Origin of the sequence: Longitalea luteola (assembly GCF_017356035.1) — a bacterium.
Lineage (GTDB): Bacteria > Bacteroidota > Bacteroidia > Chitinophagales > Chitinophagaceae > Niastella > Niastella luteola.
In genome coordinates, this window is record NZ_JAFIQX010000002.1 from 219,572 (window position 1) to 238,332 (window position 18,761).

Annotated in this window: 12 protein-coding genes; 2 read left to right on the top strand and 10 right to left on the bottom strand. The window is 44.3% G+C overall.

Translation table 11 applies throughout. From position 1 onward, the window contains the following. Positions 1 to 40: 40 nt before the first annotated feature. The 7 genes from JUB15_RS05070 to JUB15_RS05100 form a co-directional block, all read right to left on the bottom strand. Complete coding sequence (locus JUB15_RS05070; protein WP_207511247.1) at positions 41 to 2,695, bottom strand: MGH1-like glycoside hydrolase domain-containing protein; 2,655 nt, start codon at positions 2,693 to 2,695, stop codon at positions 41 to 43. 209 nt (positions 2,696 to 2,904) lie between these two features. Next, on the bottom strand, positions 2,905 to 3,675 hold the full coding sequence (locus JUB15_RS05075; RefSeq protein ID WP_207511248.1) for a slipin family protein: 771 nt from the start codon (positions 3,673 to 3,675) through the stop codon (positions 2,905 to 2,907). 12 nt (positions 3,676 to 3,687) lie between these two features. After that, positions 3,688 to 4,977 carry an NfeD family protein gene (locus tag JUB15_RS05080; RefSeq protein WP_207511249.1) on the bottom strand — a complete coding sequence of 430 codons (1,290 nt, stop codon included), beginning with the start codon at positions 4,975 to 4,977 and terminating at the stop codon, positions 3,688 to 3,690. A gap of 233 nt (positions 4,978 to 5,210) precedes the next feature. After that, on the bottom strand, positions 5,211 to 6,476 hold the full coding sequence (locus JUB15_RS05085; protein WP_207511250.1) for a chromate transporter: 1,266 nt from the start codon (positions 6,474 to 6,476) through the stop codon (positions 5,211 to 5,213). A gap of 62 nt (positions 6,477 to 6,538) precedes the next feature. Continuing rightward, positions 6,539 to 7,429, bottom strand: coding sequence for a serine hydrolase (locus tag JUB15_RS05090; RefSeq protein ID WP_207511251.1), 891 nt, complete (start codon positions 7,427 to 7,429; stop codon positions 6,539 to 6,541). Positions 7,430 to 7,579: 150 nt separating this feature from the next. Next, positions 7,580 to 8,152, bottom strand: coding sequence for a nicotinate (nicotinamide) nucleotide adenylyltransferase (gene nadD / locus JUB15_RS05095; protein WP_207511252.1), 573 nt, complete (start codon positions 8,150 to 8,152; stop codon positions 7,580 to 7,582). A 585-nt stretch (positions 8,153 to 8,737) separates the two neighbouring features. Then, the gene (locus JUB15_RS05100; RefSeq protein ID WP_207511253.1) at positions 8,738 to 8,971 is read right to left on the bottom strand and encodes a FeoA family protein; all 234 of its coding nucleotides are present in this window, start codon (positions 8,969 to 8,971) and stop codon (positions 8,738 to 8,740) included. Between the two features lie 60 nt (positions 8,972 to 9,031). On the opposite strand from JUB15_RS05100, the gene ybeY reads away from it, so the two are divergent. Beyond that, positions 9,032 to 9,478 (top strand): rRNA maturation RNase YbeY, encoded by a 447-nt coding sequence (gene ybeY, locus JUB15_RS05105; protein WP_207511254.1) that lies wholly within the window; start codon positions 9,032 to 9,034, stop codon positions 9,476 to 9,478. Between the two features lie 4,513 nt (positions 9,479 to 13,991). Further along, positions 13,992 to 15,854, top strand: coding sequence for a tRNA uridine-5-carboxymethylaminomethyl(34) synthesis enzyme MnmG (gene mnmG / locus JUB15_RS05110; RefSeq protein WP_207511255.1), 1,863 nt, complete (start codon positions 13,992 to 13,994; stop codon positions 15,852 to 15,854). A 274-nt stretch (positions 15,855 to 16,128) separates the two neighbouring features. Here the strand turns inward: mnmG and JUB15_RS05115 are convergent, their stop codons facing one another. The 3 genes from JUB15_RS05115 to nadA form a co-directional block, all read right to left on the bottom strand. After that, positions 16,129 to 16,908 carry an NIPSNAP family protein gene (locus JUB15_RS05115; RefSeq protein ID WP_207511256.1) on the bottom strand — a complete coding sequence of 260 codons (780 nt, stop codon included), beginning with the start codon at positions 16,906 to 16,908 and terminating at the stop codon, positions 16,129 to 16,131. A 20-nt stretch (positions 16,909 to 16,928) separates the two neighbouring features. Then, on the bottom strand, positions 16,929 to 17,405 hold the full coding sequence (locus tag JUB15_RS05120; protein ID WP_242696210.1) for a free L-methionine (R)-S-oxide reductase MsrC: 477 nt from the start codon (positions 17,403 to 17,405) through the stop codon (positions 16,929 to 16,931). A gap of 255 nt (positions 17,406 to 17,660) precedes the next feature. Next, the gene (nadA, locus tag JUB15_RS05125; RefSeq protein ID WP_207511257.1) at positions 17,661 to 18,671 is read right to left on the bottom strand and encodes a quinolinate synthase NadA; all 1,011 of its coding nucleotides are present in this window, start codon (positions 18,669 to 18,671) and stop codon (positions 17,661 to 17,663) included. Between the last annotated feature and the right edge of the window lie 90 nt (positions 18,672 to 18,761).

Below are 18,761 nucleotides of genomic sequence, written 5' to 3' on the forward strand. Positions count from 1 at the left end.
ATTTTTATTAGTAGAGGTTTCGGCAGTTCTCCATTGAACCTTACTGCTTATCAGCAGGCGCCGGTTCGTCTGTAAAATACTGTTTCTCTGATAATGAATGCACCAGTTCGGCTACCAGGGCCGTCCAACCTGTTTGATGGCTGGCGCCCAGTCCGGCACCGGTATCACCATGAAAATACTCATAGAACAATACCAGGTCGGCATTTTCAGATCGTTGATAGAACCAACTGTAAGCACCATGCGCAGGACGCTTGCCATGCTGATTAGGCTGGAACAGCGTGATCAACCTGCGGGTCAATTCTTCGGCCACCTGTACCAGGTTCATTTTATTGCCAGAACCGATCGGGCATTCCACTACCAGTTCGTTGCCATAAAATTCGCCAAAATGCCGGATGGATTGAATAATGATATAGTTAATAGGCATCCACAACGGACCTCGCCAGTTTGAATTACCGCCGAACATATCAGAGGTAGAATCGCCCGGTTCGTATTGGATCTTATATTCAATGCCTCGGATGTTCACAGAGAACGGGTTCTTTTCATGGTATTTCGACAAAGCGCGGATACCCCAGGGCGATAGGAACTGCGTTTCATCCAATAGCCGTTCTAATAAAAATACCAGCCGTTCTTTCGGCACCAGTGATAATAAGATCGTTTTGCCGTCGCTTCGTTCTTCATTAGGCCAGAAGCGGTTATTTTTCTTCCGGTAATTTTCAAACCAGGTGATGCGTTTTCTGAAATCATCCAGCTTATCGAGCATCCGCTTTTCAATGGTTGATACTGCAAAAAGCGAGGTAAGGCCTACGATCGAGAAGATGCGCAAATGCAGGGGTTCGGAACCCGCTATAGACAATGTATCGTAAAAGAATTTATCTTCCTGGTTCCACATGCCCTGTTCATTCAGTGCCTCGGCGATCATTACAAAGTGCTCAAAGAATTTCGTAGCGGTGTCTTCGAACGATATATCATGCATGGCGATTTCCAGGGCCATATCCATCATGTTCAGCGCATACATGCCCATCCAGCTGGTTCCATCGGCCTGCTCCAGCTCCATATCGTTATGCACGAGGTGGCTTCGGTTAAATACCCCAATATTATCGAGTCCAAGGAATCCTCCCTGGAACATGTTATTACCATTCGAATCTTTCCGGTTTATCCACCAGGTAAAATTGATGATCAGCTTTTGGAAGATCCGCTTTAGAAAAGGTATATCGCCTTTGCCGGTTTGCATTTTTTCAATGCGGTATACTTCCATCGCAGCCCATGCCTGCACCGGCGGGTTTACATCGCTGAAATTCCATTCATAGGCCGGCAGCTGTCCATCGGGTTTCATATACCATTCGCGCATGATCAGCGTTAGCTGATGTTTGGCAAACACGGGATCAACCATGGCCATGGGAATACATTGAAAAGCCAGGTCCCACGCGGCATACCAGGGATATTCCCATTTATCGGGCATGCAAATAATATCCTGGTTCTTGAGGTGTTTCCAGTCGTGGTTCCTTCCGTGTAACCGGGCTGCACTTACCGGTGTAATTCCATCGCTGGTGGTAAGCCAGCGTTCCACATCAAAGTGATAGTATTGTTTACTCCACAATAAACCAGCCAGCGCCCGCCGCTGGATCTTCGCCAGCCCGGGAACCTTCGTATTCGCCAGTACTTTGGCGTAGAAGTCATCGGCTTCCTGTTTGCGTAATTTAAAGATCTGTTCAAAGCCGTCGTGAAATGGATCGTCTACCACCTTATTGCTTAGCCGAAGATAAACGGTTTCAGAACGGCCACCGTGAATGCGTAATTTATAAACAGGTGCAAACTTGGTTCCCGATTTCTTTTGCCGTAAGGCGGCAATGTTCTCGCCTTTGATGATAGCATCATGAAACGCGTCTTTGGTAAAAGGCGACAAATTCGGTTTGCCGTTCACTTTTTCAAAATTCGTTTCATTCTCCGTGAACAGGATATCGCGCGGCTGTTGAAAATATAAATAGTAAGTACCCAGCCGGTGATGGCTCGCTTTTACCGAAGTTTTATCGCGCCAGGCAATGGATGGCTTTTTCTTCGAAGCATCATGGCTCCAACGATTGTAAAACCATAGGGTAGGCAAAAGCGTTATTTCGGCCGACTTGGTATGATGGTTATGAATATTTATCCGGATGCTGATATCCCGCGAACTATGTTTCGCGTAGGTTACGTGCACATCAAAATATTCATTGTTATTGAAAATGCCTGTATCGAGGATCTCATATTCCGGTTCCGTACGCGAACGTTGCCTGTTCACTGACAACAGCTCATCATAAGGAAATTTCTGTTGCGGGTATTTATACAAATACTCCATGTAGTAGTGGGTAGGCAAATTGTCGAGGTAGTAATAAAGTTCTTTAACATCCTCGCCATGATTGCCTTCATAGTTTCCCAGTCCAAACAGGCGTTCTTTCAAAATAGGGTCTTTTCCATTCCAAACAGTAATGGCAAAACACAGGTTTTGAAAGAAATCGGAAATACCCGCGATACCATCTTCACCCCATCTGTAGGCACGAAAGCGCGCCTGGTCATGGGTAATATAATTCCAGGCGTCGTTATTATGACTAAAATCTTCTCTTACAGTTCCCCACTGTCTTTCACTTAAATACGGTCCCCATTGCTCCAAAGGAATTTTCCTCGTGGAATTAACCGCAAGTCGTTGATGTTCTGCACTCATGATCCAGTTTTGTGCTTTATTAATTAATACGCTGGCAAGCGACCGGCGGTAAGCATCAATTATTTAATAATCGTCTAAAATACTATTATGAAGTTACTGTATAGGGGTCATTTAATAAAAGAATAGCCCCCTGTTTATGGCAGGAAATGAATAAATTTTACATAGGACACGGGGTTATTAAATATGTGTTAATACAATGAATCTATTAGTTACGGCTGTTCCTTATCAATATTCAGGAACGGCTTAACCAGATCGATGGGTACGGGGAAGATGGTGGTTGAGTTATTTTCGGTGGCAATTTCTCTCAATGTTTGCAGGTAGCGCAGTGTAAGGGCGCTGGGTTGATCGCTCAAAATGCGGGCGGCATCGGCCAGCCGTTGCGATGCCTGGAATTCGCCCTCAGCTGCAATGACCTTCGAACGGCGCTCGCGTTCGGCTTCCGCCTGCTTGGCCATGGCCCGCTGCATTTCCTGTGGCAGGTCAATTTGCTTTACTTCCACGTTCGATACTTTAATGCCCCAGGGTTCGGTATGCGTATCTATGATCTGCTGCAGTTTCTGGTTTATTTTTTCCCGCTGCGATAGCAGGTCATCCAGCTCTGACTGACCCAGTACACTGCGCAACGTTGTTTGTGAGAACTGGGAAGTGGCTACCAGGTAATTCTCCACTTCTACAATGGCTTTTTGAGGTTGAAGCACCCTGAAATACACCACGGCATTTACTTTTATGGAAACGTTATCCTCAGTGATGATATCCTGTGGCGGAACATCCATTACTACTGTACGCAAGCTTACTTTTACCATCTTATCAATAACCGGTATTAATAAAATAAGACCCGGCCCACGAACAGAAACCAGGCGGCCTAACCTGAATACAACGCCCCGCTCGTATTCACGTAAAATTCGAATGGCGCTGGAAAGCACAAAGATCAGGAACATCACTATGACAATGGCTGAAGCAGAAAAAGGTAATGTGTTCATATTAAAACGGGTTTATGCTGATGGATCATGGTATTGTTCTACCTGCAGGGTAAGATTTAAAATGCCTGTCACGATCACTTTTTTTCCTTCGGGAATGAACCCGCTGGCAGCAATGGCCTTCCAGATCTCCCCATGCATACGTACGGTACCGCCGGGATTCAATTCACTTAATGAGTGACCTACTTCGCCTATCATGGCTTCAAAACCGATCACTGGTTTTGCCCGCTGTGCTTTTAATCCCATGCCTATCACGAACATGAAAAAGAGAGCACTTACAGCAACCGCTGTCAGGATCACCGCCCACGACAAACTGGCCATGGCCCAGGCTTCATCCGTTCGAATGAGCATCATGGAACCAAGCAACAGGGATATGACACCGCCTACGGCCAGTAATCCGTGACTCACAATTTTTATTTCAAGCAGAAATAAGATCACGCCAAAAACGATCAGGGCGAGACCGGCATAATTTACCGGTAAGGTATGCATCGTGTACAAGGCGAGAATGATACAAATGCCGCCGATGATACCCGGGAAAATAGCACCCGGACTGTACAGTTCAAAAATGAGTCCGTACAAACCCAGCAGAAATAAAATATAAGCGACATTGGGATCACTGAGGATATTCAGCATTTTTTCGCCCAAGCCCATTTCGAGCGAACGGATGGCTGCATTCTTCGTATGCAGTGTAACCGTGCCCGAACTAACGGTGATGGGCCTCCCATCGATGCTGTTCAGGAGCTCCTGTTCAGTAGAGGCTACCAGGTTAATGACATTATATTCCAGCGCTTCCGATTCAGTAAGCGATACACTGTTTTGCACTGCCTGTGCTGCCCACTCGGCATTGCGGGATCGTTTGGCGGCAATGGATTTTATAAAGGCAATAGCATCATTGGTAACCTTTGCGCTCAGGATGGTATCCATTTCACCCTGACTGCTTACCGGGTGAGCGGCGCCAATATTGGTACCCGGCGCCATTGCAGCTATATGAGCCGCCATAGTGATAAACACGCCAGCAGAACCTGCATGGGCGCCCCCTGGTGAAACATAAACAACAACGGGTACCGGTGATCCGAGAATGTCGCTTACAATAGAGCGGGTACTTTTCAATAATCCGCCGGGGGTGTTCAAATGAATAAGTAAACAGGCAGCCTGTTCTTTTTTTGCCACATCCATGGCGCGACGAATAAAATCTGCCGAAGCCGGATTAATAGTGGCGTCTACCTTTATAGAAACTACTTTTTGCGCATACAATGGCAATGCACTTACAATAAGCAGCAGGTAATATAGTAAAATGCGCTTCATAACATTCAAACAGCTTTATTGCGCGTGAAGCAGGAGACTGATCAGTATTGTATAAAGTGCGGATAGAAGGGGAAAGTTGTCTATTGTAATTTACTGAAATGGCCGGGAATGGCAAAATAAGATTAGCAGCTTAATGCCTAGGCTTAACGCTGATTTCCGCGTTTTGCGCCTGCTGCCAATAGGCGGAGTGCCTTTGATTTTGGGCTTCGGCGTTCTGCGTTTAGCGTTCAGCATTACATCTGGAATGCCCAGCCGAGCAGTAAACAGATCAATACAATGATAGGAGAGGGAATGCGCGTAAAGTTCAGCAGTAGCCAGGTACCCACGATAACAGCAAGGTTTATGATACTAACAGTTCGGAAGCCGATCACAGAAATATCGCGCATCATATAAATGGTGCCGGCCACCATAATACCTACGACTACAGCATTGATGCCTTCCAGCGCCCGGTATACTATTACATAGCGTTGCAGGTTATGCCAGATGGGAAAAAAGAATAATACCAGCAGGGCGCTTGGTAAAAAAATGGCAATGGATCCTATGATACAACCGAGTATTTGCCAAAGGGTGCCTTTGTCTTTCATGGCCATGCCGCCCATAAAAGAAGAAATGGAAAATACAGGTCCGGGTATGGCTCGAACAATTCCGGCGCCGGTATAAAAATCATCACGCTCGATGCTGATGACATTGCCTTTCTTGTTCAGGTTTTTTCGAATAACTACCGGCGACTTCGGACGTTCAACATACTGTTCATACATCATGGGTATTAATACCTGTCCGCCACCAAAGACCAGGCTGCCAAAGCGGTAAGTATTTTCGAACAGGTTCAGCGGACGGCGGTTCGGCCAGTCGTTTTTTCTGGCCATTTCACTCACAACCCCCGCTACAAAAAAGATGATGGCAAATAGCCAGATGTTACCCCATTTAATTTTTTTTACGGGTTGTGCTTTTTCAGGAATGCGTTTATCGCTCAGGTTGGTTATAAAGCCGCCAGCCACCAGCAATACCGGAAAGATCCACGGCGATTTGAACAGGAAATAAGTGGTGATAGTACTTATCACCATGATAACACGGGTAATATTGTTATGTATAGCCAGTTTGAAAGATCGGGTAGCGGCAAAGGCGAGGAAACCCACCGCCATGGGTTGAATGAATTTAAAGATCCCGTTGCTCACAGACTTGCTGTCGAAAAACTCGAGCAGAAAAGAAAAGGCGCCCATTAAAATACAGGCCGGAGAGATCCAGATAAGCAACGTTAATATGGCCAGCGGAATGCCACCCCGTTTATAACCTATGAGGGTTAACACCTGGGTTGAAGAGGCGCCGGGCAACAGCTGGCAGAATGAATTATACTCCAGCAGTTCCTGTTCGGTAACATCGTGGCGCCGATGAACGAATGTTTTCATCACCATACCAAAATGACCTTGCGGTCCGCCAAAGGCAGAAACACTATGAATAAAGACCGCCTTCAAAAAAGGTATATGGCGCAGAAGGATCATTCCATTGTATTCAAATCACATCCGAAAGTTCACAAGTTAGGCAAACTGCATCATTCGACGACTTATAATGATGGTTTCCAGCGCGATCGTGGTTCAAAATAATTCCAGCATAGGGCCGATAGCTTGCGGGTAAGCACCCAGGCTTCATTTGAATTATCCCAACGCTGGTCTTTCAGGTTTTTTGTTTCTACTGAAAAAATATAGGGACCATGTGGCGCCATCACCAACAATATTTCACTGCGCGATGCATTAACACATCCATTCTTCGAGGCCACAAATATGTACGGTGGAATTTCGGCGATCGCCTGTTCATCATTATAATTTCTTCCCAACAGGCGGATCATTTTTTCACAGGATTGTTTGCTGATCACTTCGCCGCGGTAGATCTTTTCCATGAGGGTGCCCATTTCACGTGGAGTGGTTTGTCCCCACCCATATTGTTGCCTGTTGGCTTCGCGGCCCGGCGTTCTTGAATTCACTCTGGTATATTTCATGCCAAGGGAATCGAGTATTTCATTGATGCGGGTTCCGGTTCCGGCCAGGCTTTGCAACCAGAGGCTGGCGGTATTGTCGCTGGTAGTAAGCATCAACATGAGTACTTTATGCAATCCGATTTTTTCACCGTTTTTGAATGAACCCAGAATATCTTCACCGGCATAGTATAATGAATCTTTGTATTCAAGTTGCTGTTGGTACTCGAGCTCTCCTTTGGCTATTTTATCCTGGATGCCTATTAAGATGGGAACCTTCACCATGCTGGCGGTTGGGAATATTGAATCGGCATTCACCTGTGCGATCTTTCCGGTGCGCAGGTTTTTAACATATACGCCAATATCTCCGGAAAGGTCTTTGACCAGGTCCTGGATCTTTCGCTGCAATTTATGATCGATCTTTTGGGCTGATAAGGAACAGGCGATCAGTAATAACAATGAAGATAGAATATTTTTTTTCATAATATGATCAGGTTCAAAAATTTCTCATGTGTTTTGTTTTCCAGGGAACTGGGGAAGCTGCCCACAAAGATTCCAAAATTTTAAGACCGGCAGTTGCTTTAATCAACTTATAATATAAAACAGCGTGCGCTCGACAATTTCGTTTAAGCGTTACCGATAGTAATTATTTCTTTCTATTTCTTCGAGCACTTTATCGGGCACCAGGTAACGGATGGATTTTCCCTGCCGGATATTGTTACGGATATGCGTGGCTGATATCTGCAGCAGCGGCGCATCGAGAATGGTTATGCTGCCTTCTTTAAAATTATTCACTACATCGTGACCGGGCCGCCGGTACACATAAATGGGGCAGTGCTGCAGGATGAACTCATAGTTTTTCCACCTGGAAAGATTTTCAAAACTGTCGCTGCCCATAATGATCGCAAACTGGTGGGTAGGATATTTTTCCTGCAAATACGCCAGTGTATTCACCGTGTAGGAAGGTTGCGGCAGGCGGAATTCAATATCACTGGCCTTCAATTTCGGTTCCGATTCAATGGCCAGTTGAACCAGGTTCAGCCGGTTGTAGGAGTTCAGTAAACTGGACGATTGTTTAAAAGGATTTTGTGGAGATACGACCAGCCAGATCTGATCAAGATCAGAATTTTGCAACATGTAATTCGCAATGATCAAATGACCATGATGAATAGGATTGAATGATCCGAAGTAAAGTCCAACTTTCATAAATGCTAACAGTTCCCCTTTTTAAAGTTCCTGAATTAATCGCTTCTTGCGACGGATAATTTTCTGCAAAGAAACAGATTCATAGTGCATGAAAGATGGGATTGGCGATGCAGAAAAAAATATTGCGAAGGGCCGGTAAGACAGTGCAGCGGCTGATTCAACATGTCTTCTTCTCCTTTAGCTGCCTTTACCAATTATACTCCCACTCACCACGGCTGTATAATGGTAGCGTACCAGCTTCGGGCCTTCTTCGCCTTTTTCTCCTGCCTGTGTCATACGTAAGTTGTGTATGTTTCGTACATATCCCGTTCTTTTATAGGTACGGCTTATATACGAGACATATACGAGATATATACGGCACATGTACGAGACATTGACGAAGATGCTCCGGTTCAGGTACGAAGATGGGTCGGTTCAAAGTGACCGCAGAATGGTAGGTTATGCGAAAGGATAAAAGGATGGATCCTGGAATAGAATATCCTTCAGGAGGATACAAAGCAGACCAAAGTTTGATGAGGATGACGGAAAGAGAGCCTGTAGTAAAATTAGACAGGAATAGAGGGAGGTGTAAAAACCGGAACCGCTTTATACAAATCCGAGTTCCTCTACAAAAATATTATCGGCTTCATTCAATCGTAAACTGAGGTTATAGCCAGCAACAATTATTGAGATGGGATCGCCCAGCGGGGCAATTTGTTCTACCTTAACCAATTCACCGGGAACACAACCCATTTCCATTAGTTTAAGAAAGAGGTCATTATTTTCAAAAGAAAGTATCCGGGCAACAGTTCCTGTTTCTATTTCTGATAATCGTTTCATAATTCAATAGACAACAAATGTAGCTTTGTATTTATTAATGACAGTTACGAATTTCGAAAAATGCATAATCTTAACACTCCGCCTGTTCAATTTCACTTTTTGTTGGCTGTATCCTTTTCTCACCGTTCCCTGGTGAAGGAAGTTGTTAGGGATATTTTTAAAAAGGAGAAGACTAAACTGGAACAACTTCGGTACATATTCTGTTCAGATGAATACCTTTTAGAGATCAACAAACAACATCTACAGCACAATTATTACACGGATATTATCACCTTCGACCTCTCTGAAAATGACAATGCGGTAATAGGAGAAGTTTATATAAGTGTTGACCGGGTTAAGGACAATGCCCGCACTTATAAAGTTCCTTTCAAACATGAACTCCTTCGGGTAATATTTCATGGCGCTCTGCATTTATGTGGGTATAAGGACAAGACCAAAAAAGAAGAAGACTTAATGCGAAAGGCTGAGGATAAATATCTACACTACTATTTGTCTAAACTTCAATAGGGTGTTCCACGTGGAACGTGAAACATTACATTTACCTGAATGATAACTAATAGGCGGAAGGTTAGATACTATCCAGTTCAAGAATCAGTTTTTATACGACCTTCTGTAGATCTGGGGGAAGGAATCTATTCCTTACAGCGACTCTTACAGTTCCACCATGTTTTAACCCTATTGAAATCTAGATTGGGGAAATCATATTCTACACTACAGCCTCCTCTACATTCCATCAAAATAAAACTGCCCCCGGATCAATCATCTTTTAATACGGCGGATGCTCAATTGAAATACAGCTGTCATGGGCTGGGTAAAAAGACAGGCATTTTATAAAAGAGTGGAACCACCATTGAAAATATTGGATTGGCAGTGTACTCCCTGTGGTTTAATGTACACTGGTTCTCAATAAGCAGGCATAACACTGCCCGCTTACCATTAGACCGATCGCTTCAGTGTTCCGGATGGTATGGTTTAATCATCAGCAACAAGACTTCCTTACAGGATATCCTTTGTAGTCTCTCCTGAACTACCCAGAACATGAAACCTCTCCTTTACCGCCACCAGCAGGCATCTCCTTCTTTAAAACCCGCCTCCATTGTCCGGATAAAATAGATGAGTTAGCGATTGGCTTCCTTACGGTACAGCCCACATAGTCTCGCCATACTATCCCGAGGATAAACCCTCACCACTTGCCACCACTGCAATGTCTTCTTCTGAAACCAAAATCCATTCACCGGATACAATGGTAAATAATAATCTCCAGGTAAGAGCCCAAGTCTCAACTAAACAATCCCCATGCACTTTTCTTTTGCAATGCAGAACCTTTCCCCTTGAAACACGCTTAAGAAGTCAGGGCGAGAGTATGAATTATTGGTAAACAGAACTTTCATACAGGAAAGCCTTTACAGCTTCAGTCGAACAAACGCCCGGGTAAGCTCCCTCCGTTTACAGCACGAGCCCTTCCCTGAACCATGGTCTCAGGTGCCCGATAGAAAGATGGCTAATGAGTTACCATTGCTTCCTCACAAAACAGCCTGTTAGCTCAGCTCAATTGTCCCTTGAATAAAGTCTACTTTACAAGCACAGCAGAATCACCTCCCTGAACGCATCTATAGTGTCCGGACGGAAAGACGAAGAATAATATAGGTTCCTGACAGGACAGCCGTTGAAGTCCAGTTTAATAATACCTCCGATACCTCTCTCTTTACTGCCAAAGAACTTACTTCACCCGTCTACGGCGCCCAAATGGCAAAATGAAACCAACTTATTAATAGCTTCCCTACGGAAGTCTTTTAGTCTCACCTTAATAGTCCCCCCAGGTAAAACTCCCTTTTACGGCCAGTTGAACCACGTCCTTGGAACCCAAAAATGACGTCCATATGGAGCGTGAATTAATGACATCCTTATAGAAGTCGAGTCCTGTTGGTCTCACCTTAATAGTCCCCCGGTAAAACTACCTTTTACGGCCAGCAGAACCACAACCCTGGAACCCAATACTGACGTCCAGACGAAGCAAGAATTATAACTTCCTTATAGAAGTTCCCTTGATAGTTCCACGGTAAATCCTCCTCTTGCAAAGGAAAACCTCCCTCGGACCAACTCTTATTGCGGATGCTTAATAATAACTGAACACAGCCTCCTGGCAGGACAGGCGATGTACTCTCAGTTCAATAACCCGTCGATAACGATGCTTTTTACTGCCAACGAGTGACCAATCCATTCTGAACGATCACCAGCGCCCAGATAGTAAGGTGAATTTAATTGAATATAGCTCCCTGGCAGTACAGTCCTTAGGGCCACAACTTAAAAACCGATCAGACAACCCATTCGTTTTGTGGCCACAGAAGGATGTTTCCTTTTTAAAAGAGGGCCCATTGTCCGGATGGAAAAAGTGAATTATCTCCTAGTAATAACTTCCTTACCAGAGAGAGTCCTAATTGTTCAGTAGGCAATCCCGGGATTTCTCCCCTTAAATCTTACCTCTATTTCATATCAAGGGTACACCTGCACAACCTTATGTAAATAGCAACTTAAACTACTCCCTGAATCAACCCATCTTTTAATATAAAAGAATCTCCGTCTTAAACCTTTTCCCAGTGGCCTGGCTGGAAAGCTTAATCACACAATTAAGCCTTAAATCAATCGAATAAAACCCATTGCAACCTTATTTGATACCTCCTTTTGTAAGCTTACATACAGGAACGCTCGACTCTACCTTATCCATGTCGTATAGGCTCATCAGTGAATTAAAGAAAGGAGTAAATGGCTTTCAGAATGTAGAGAGTAAGGAGAAGGCAGCGGGCCCTTAACGTTGGGCATTACTCTTAGCCAAATGGGTCTCTCACTCCCAGTTGAAAAAATGAACCAGGATAAAAAAGGTATGCTTGCAAAAGGGATTAGACAGGTCAACGATAGTACTCGATCGAACAGTAAGTGGATAAACCATCTATCTGCTGGGGTCACTCCAAAAGCACGCCTACTTCAAAGCGGAAAGAATATGCGAAAAAGCACTGGTCACTTGTCAAAGTCAATCCCATTGAGGGTTCCACGTGGAACACAAAGCTGTGAACGATCGTTTTAAAGAGAGGTTCCACAGAGAAGTGAGGAAATAAGGGTTGAAAGGTTGAAAATCGGAGCAGAAATATCGGGGCAAGGGTCCTCTGGGAGGACGTTCCCAGACAAAAGGAAGGGAACAAGGGGTGTGCAAATGAAACGCTGTAATGAGACTGGGACAAAAAAGGCGAAAGGATCCTTTTAGAAGAGAGTGTAAAGGAGGGCAATAAGGCATACTAGCCAAAAAGGATAGTGTACCCAAGGAATTAAGACAGACCAAGGGTTGGCTTGGACCGGCTACAAGTAAGGAAAAGATCCTTAAAGCAGGGAGTACAAATCAAAAGGGATGATGACAATGGGGTAAAAAGTAGGGGGAACGGGTCCTTGCAGAACAGAATTTAAAGAAGGGCAATAAGGCATACTATACCAAAAGGGATAGCGTACCAAAGGAATCAAGACAGACTAAGGGTTGGCTTGGACCGGCTACAAGTAAGGAAAAGATCCTTAAAACAGAAAGTACATATCAAAAGGGATGATGAGAATGGGGTAAAAGTAGGGGGAAGGGTCCTTGTAGAACAGAATTAAAAGAAGGGCAATAAGGCATACTAGCCAAAAAGGATAGTATACCAAAGGAATCAAGACAGACTAAGGGTTGGCTTGGACCGGCCACAAGTAAGGAAAAGATCCTTAAAACAGAGAGTACATATCAAAAGGGATGATGAGAATGCGGTAAAAGTAGGGCAACGGTCCTTTTGGAAAGGGTCCTTTCAGAAAGCGTTTCACATACAAAGGGAAGGGAATAAGGTGTGCGGAAAAGTAACGTTGTTGTCCGCAGAGGTCCTTCCATGCACAAAATAGTCGTTGTGAGTTCCTTTATATTAGGAAGAGGGCAACAGAAGTGTTCAAATAAAAGTGCCCTTATAAAGCGTTTAAAAATATGACGATGCCTGCTTTAAAAGGTATAACATGGCGAAAGCAGGAGGAGTAGACGAATTAGAGTAAGCCTGTAAAAGTAAAGGTCGAGGCGAAAAACTTCATCAATCTAAATACTAAATGAGCCTAATAAAGTAGACAACCAAGACCCACCTTCAGGTAGACATGTGAGATAAAACAAAAAGCTTCATACGTAAGGGTAAAAAAGATAGAAGGGCGTACAGGGCAGGGCCACCCTAAGGGAAAGCAAGAGAAAGGCGGCTATAGATAGCGAAGCAGGCACCCACTACCAAAACCCTAATTAGAAATGATATATGAAAGGTGAACATAATTCCCTCCCAAAAAGAGCAAAGGCTAACTATGGTAAAGTACGGCGGGCAAACAGGGCAGTTCCTTTGGGATAAGAAACGGAAAGCGAGCACAAGCAGGTGGGCAAGGTAGGAAGGAGAAATCCAAGTAGATAATAGAGACTTTCTCATTGGGGTGGCGAGGAAAAAAAGGAGCGAAGAAGGGTCCTTACAAGGAGGTTAATAGTAAAAGAGGAAACCAATGATTAAACAAAAGTACCCCATAGCAGTTGAAGAAAATAAGGAATGACAAAGAACCTTGCAAAGGAGAACTGTGGGAACAGGAATTAAGTAAGCAAACAAAACTTACCCTGTCAAAGGAAAGTAAAACAAGCGACTCAAAGAATGGTCCTTAAGAAGTGAAATACGAAAAGAGGAAAGAAGTAGGCAAACAAGGGATCCCTTCAAAAAAGGTAAAGGAAGAAGAAGGGAAAGAGGACAGATTTAGAGAACTCAGAATTCAATTATAAAAGTAAAGGATAGCTCCTGACAAAAGGCACCAATAAAAATCTGGAACCTTTCATTACCCTCAAGGAATTAAATAGACAAACCAAGTACGAGACCCAGCATTTTTGGATAACAATATCCATATTTGGATGAAAAAAATCTCACGAAAGTTCCCGGACAAACCCTTACCGGCATTTTTCTCTTTTTACCCCTTGCCGTCCTTCCTGTAATTTTGCACCATGTTTCCAGAATACGATATTATTGTTGTAGGGGCAGGTCATGCCGGTTGTGAAGCAGCCGCAGCAGCCGCTAACCTTGGTTCAAAGGTCCTTTTAGTAACCATGAATATGCAAACCATTGCCCAAATGAGCTGCAACCCGGCCATGGGCGGTATTGCAAAAGGTCAAATCGTTCGAGAAATCGATGCTATGGGTGGATACTCCGGGATCGTCACCGATATCAGCATGATCCAGTTTCGCATGCTCAACCTGTCCAAAGGTCCGGCCATGTGGAGCCCCCGCGCACAAAATGATCGCATGTTGTTCGCAGCCACCTGGCGGGAATTGTTAGAACGGACTCCAAACGTAGATTTTTACCAGGACATGGTCCGCTCACTTATTATAAAAGACGGCCGCGCCTGTGGTGTGGTCACCGGCCTTGGTCATGAAATAAGATCAAAAGCAGTTGTTCTCACCAACGGTACCTTCTTGAACGGCATCATTCATATCGGTGAAAAACAATTCGGTGGTGGCCGCGTAGCCGAAAAAGCCGCTACCGGCATTACTGAACAATTGGTTGAACTCGGCTTCGAAAGTGATCGCCTTAAAACAGGAACACCTCCCCGAATCGATGGCCGCAGTCTCGATTATTCCAAAATGGAAGAACAAAAAGGCGACGAAGAAATCGTAGGTTTCTCATTTACCGATACTAAAAAACCAGTTGAACAGAGAAGCTGCTGGATCACTTATACTAGCCCGAAAGTACACGACATCCTGAAAACAGGATTCGACAGGAGTCCTATGTATGCTGGTAGAATTGAAGGCACCGGTCCACGGTATTGTCCCAGCATCGAAGACAAGATCAACCGGTTCGCTGAACGCGAAAGACATCAGCTCTTTGTTGAACCCGAAGGCTGGAACACCGTTGAAATTTATGTAAATGGTTTTTCCACTTCTCTACCCGAAGAAGTGCAGATCGCTGCCCTTCGCCAGGTGCCCGGTTTTGAAAATGTTCGCGTGTTCCGTCCAGGCTATGCCATCGAATACGACTACTTTCCACCAACACAGTTAAATCATTCGCTGGAAACAAAACTCATTCAGAATTTATTCTTCGCCGGACAAATCAATGGAACCACGGGTTATGAAGAAGCTGCCTGCCAGGGTTTGATGGCCGGCATCAATGCCCATCAAAAAGCCAAAGAATTGGATGCGGTTATTTTGAAAAGAAGCGATGCCTACATCGGCGTTTTGATCGATGATCTCATCAGTAAAGGAACGGAAGAACCTTACCGCATGTTTACCAGCCGCGCCGAATTCAGAACGATCCTTCGTCAGGATAATGCAGACCTCCGGCTGACGGAATTAAGCTACCGGCTGGGACTCGCATCCCAGGAAAGAATGGATAAAGTGATCAACAAAAAAGACGGTGTCGAAAAAATAAAAGATATTCTGAAAGAAGTTTCATTGGAGCCGGCTGAAGCAGATGGATTTCTCGCAGAAAATAATTCAGCGCCATTGCCCCAAAAACAAAAAGCGCTTCAGGTACTGCTTCGCCCAAATATTACACTGGAAGCTATGATCAACGGTTTACCCAGAATTAAACAGGCGTTGACTGGTTTTTCAGAAGAAATAATAGAGCAGGCTGATATTCAGATAAAATATAATGTATATATCGAAAAAGAAAAGGAACTGGTAAAGAGAATGAATCAACTGGAAGATCTGCTGATCCCGGATAATTTCGATTACGATCGTATCAATTCTTTGTCGGCGGAAGCTATGCAGAAATTCAAAAAAATTAAACCCCGAACATTAGGCCAGGCAAGCCGCATCAGTGGAGTAAATCCAAGCGATGTGCAAATACTGATGGTGTATATGGGAAGATGATCTTACGTGTGCTAACTGGCGGAGATCTTTTTTTGCTTCCGGCTTTTAAAGATCTCCGCTATAGTAGGCTTCTCGTCAGACCTGTATATTTTCTTACGGTTAACCGTACTGATTATACTAAGTACAAAATATATAAATTCAAGAAATAGCATAGATCCTATTTATTATAATTCATAAATATATATCTACTATCCTTTCCTTATTACGCCTTTCGTAATTTACTTTTTTTTCATCAACTTACGAGAAAACCTATCGCCAATAAAAAGTAAAGAAATTAAACCTGTGAATAGGGGAGTGGTTCCAGGAATATTCTTCGAATGTTTGACACCGTATTAGCGTATTGGGGATCTGCCAAAACCCGCTTCCAATCGGCATCTGCACCAAATGCCGCCCAATTCTTATCACGCTCTTCCATATCTTTAAAAGTGATCATATACGTTAGACAGGGAAGATTGGGTCCCGCTATGGCCTCACCAAAAAATACAGGAGTCAGTTTTGTTCTGTAGAAGATCGGGAACTCTTCATCATTGAACATCTTGATCTTTCTTTTTACCGCATCTTCATTATAACCTTCATATGTTCTCAATTCAAAAATGCGTTTTTCCTTCGCCGGAACTTTCATGACAGGCAATCCATCAAATGCAATCAATAACGAAGTATTATAACGATTGTAAACCGGGTTGTCTGCCGGCATCTTATCCCAGCTGGCGCTGTTCTGCTTAAAGTCATTGTCTGACTTCAATTTATCATTGATGGTGGTGTAGTCTTCAAACGACGGATAGGCAATAAGCACATACAATTTCGGCGGTTCGCTTTTACCGGTTTCTTTAAAAACGCCTACGTTCTTAACGCCGAATTTATTCAAAGCAGGTATCAGTGCTTTCTCCAGGTAAGTATGCAAAGCAGGCTGACTTCCGCGAAAACGGATCTCATATTCCCGCCACTCGTATAATTCCTTTTTTGGTGCTTTACCGGTGGAGCCAAAAGCCAGGTTGCCGGCAGCTAATGCTGAAGTGGTGGTAGCTGCGAGCTGGATAAAGTTTCTGCGTTTCATATATGGGAAGCAATTGATTACTATTCGAAAATGATGAGATCCACGATCTCCTCCAAAAATTTTTTATCACTCTCGTCAAAAGCGGCTAACTCCTCACTGTCGACATCCAGTACACCCATCACCTTGTTGTCGCGGATTATTGGCACCACAATCTCTGACCGTGACTTACTGCTGCAGGCAATATGCCCGGGGAATTTCTCTACGTCCGGAACAATGATGGTTTTCGCTTTCTCCCAGCTGGTTCCACAAACTCCTTTCCCTTTTTTGATGCGGGTACAGGCTACGGGTCCCTGAAAAGGAGCCAATACCAACTGGTTTTCTTTCACCAGGTAAAAACCAACCCATAACCAGCCAAACTGTTCCATCAGCGCTGCTACGATATTGGCCAGGTTTGCCACCAGGTCGGGTTCGCCTTCGATCAATGCTTTTATCTGGGGTATTACTGACTGGTACTTTTCTTCTTTTGTGCCCTGCACAATGCTCAGATCTTCTGCCATGCCGCAAATATAGAATTATTGCAAATTCATAAAAACGATTGCCACCGAAAACCCTTAACCTAACATCCATTGTTACGAAATAGGGTGTTATTCATAGGTTATACACAGGTTTATCCCCATCTATACTACCTATTTGCCTCACTATCAATCGCTAGCCTCCATAAACGCTAGTTGGTTGTTTGAAGTTGGCGGTTTTCGCCAATTGCCAACTGCCGATTGAACAACGGACAGTGCAAAAGTTGTTAAGCCGTTGCCTTACAAACCATATCTGGCGCTGATTTCCAGCATCCTGTCAATTGGTTTCCTGGCTGCTTTCCGCAATTCCTCGTCCATCAGGATCTCCGGTGTTTCGTATTCCATGCACAGGTACAACTTCTCCAGGGTATTGAGTTTCATGTGTGGACAATCATTGCAGGCACAGCTGTTGTTGGGCGGCGCAGGAATAAAGGTTTTATCCGGCGAGGCCTTTTGCATCTGGTGCAGAATACCGGTTTCGGTGGCAACAATGAATTCTTTCGCATCGCTTTGCTGGGTGTATTTCAACAAACCGGTGGTGGATCCGATATAATCGGCCAACCGCAGAACCGCTTCTTCACATTCCGGGTGGGCAATGAATTTAGCATTCGGGTGGCGTGTTTTCAATTTTGTGATCTTTTCGAGGCTGAAAATCTCGTGCACCATACAGGCGCCGTTCCACAACACCATATCACGGCCTGTTTTCTTCACAAGGTAAGCACCCAGGTTTTTGTCTGGTGCAAAAATGATCTTTTGATCATGCGGAACACTTTCAACTATTTTTTCAGCATTGCTCGAAGTGACGATGATATCGCTCAGGGCTTTGATCTCGGCCGTGCAATTGATGTAGGAAATCACGATATGATCGGGATGCTGTTCTTTGAACTTTCTGAACAGGTCGGCCGGCGCGCTATCTGCCAGCGAGCAACCAGCGTTCAGGTCGGGCAGCAGCACTTTTTTGTTCGGGTTCAGGATTTTCGCCGTTTCGGCCATGAAATGCACACCGGCAAAAACAATGATATCCGCATTGGTTTTCTCTGCGTGTTGCGCCAATCCCAAACTATCCCCAATATAATCGGCCACATCCTGAATATCCGGCTCCTGGTAGTAATGCGCGAGCAGGATGGCATTTTTTTCTTTTTTCAAACGCTCAATTTCATGAAACAAATCCAGGGTGGGGTCAATTTCAATGTCGAGAAACCCGGCCTTCGGCACATTTTTTTTTGCGTTAGCAACGTGGATATCTTCCATAGTATTTATATTAATTCTATTTTTTTATAAATAACCTATTATTATTACGGCTGTGGATTCGTGGATAAAATGAAAGCCGAGAAATTTGGT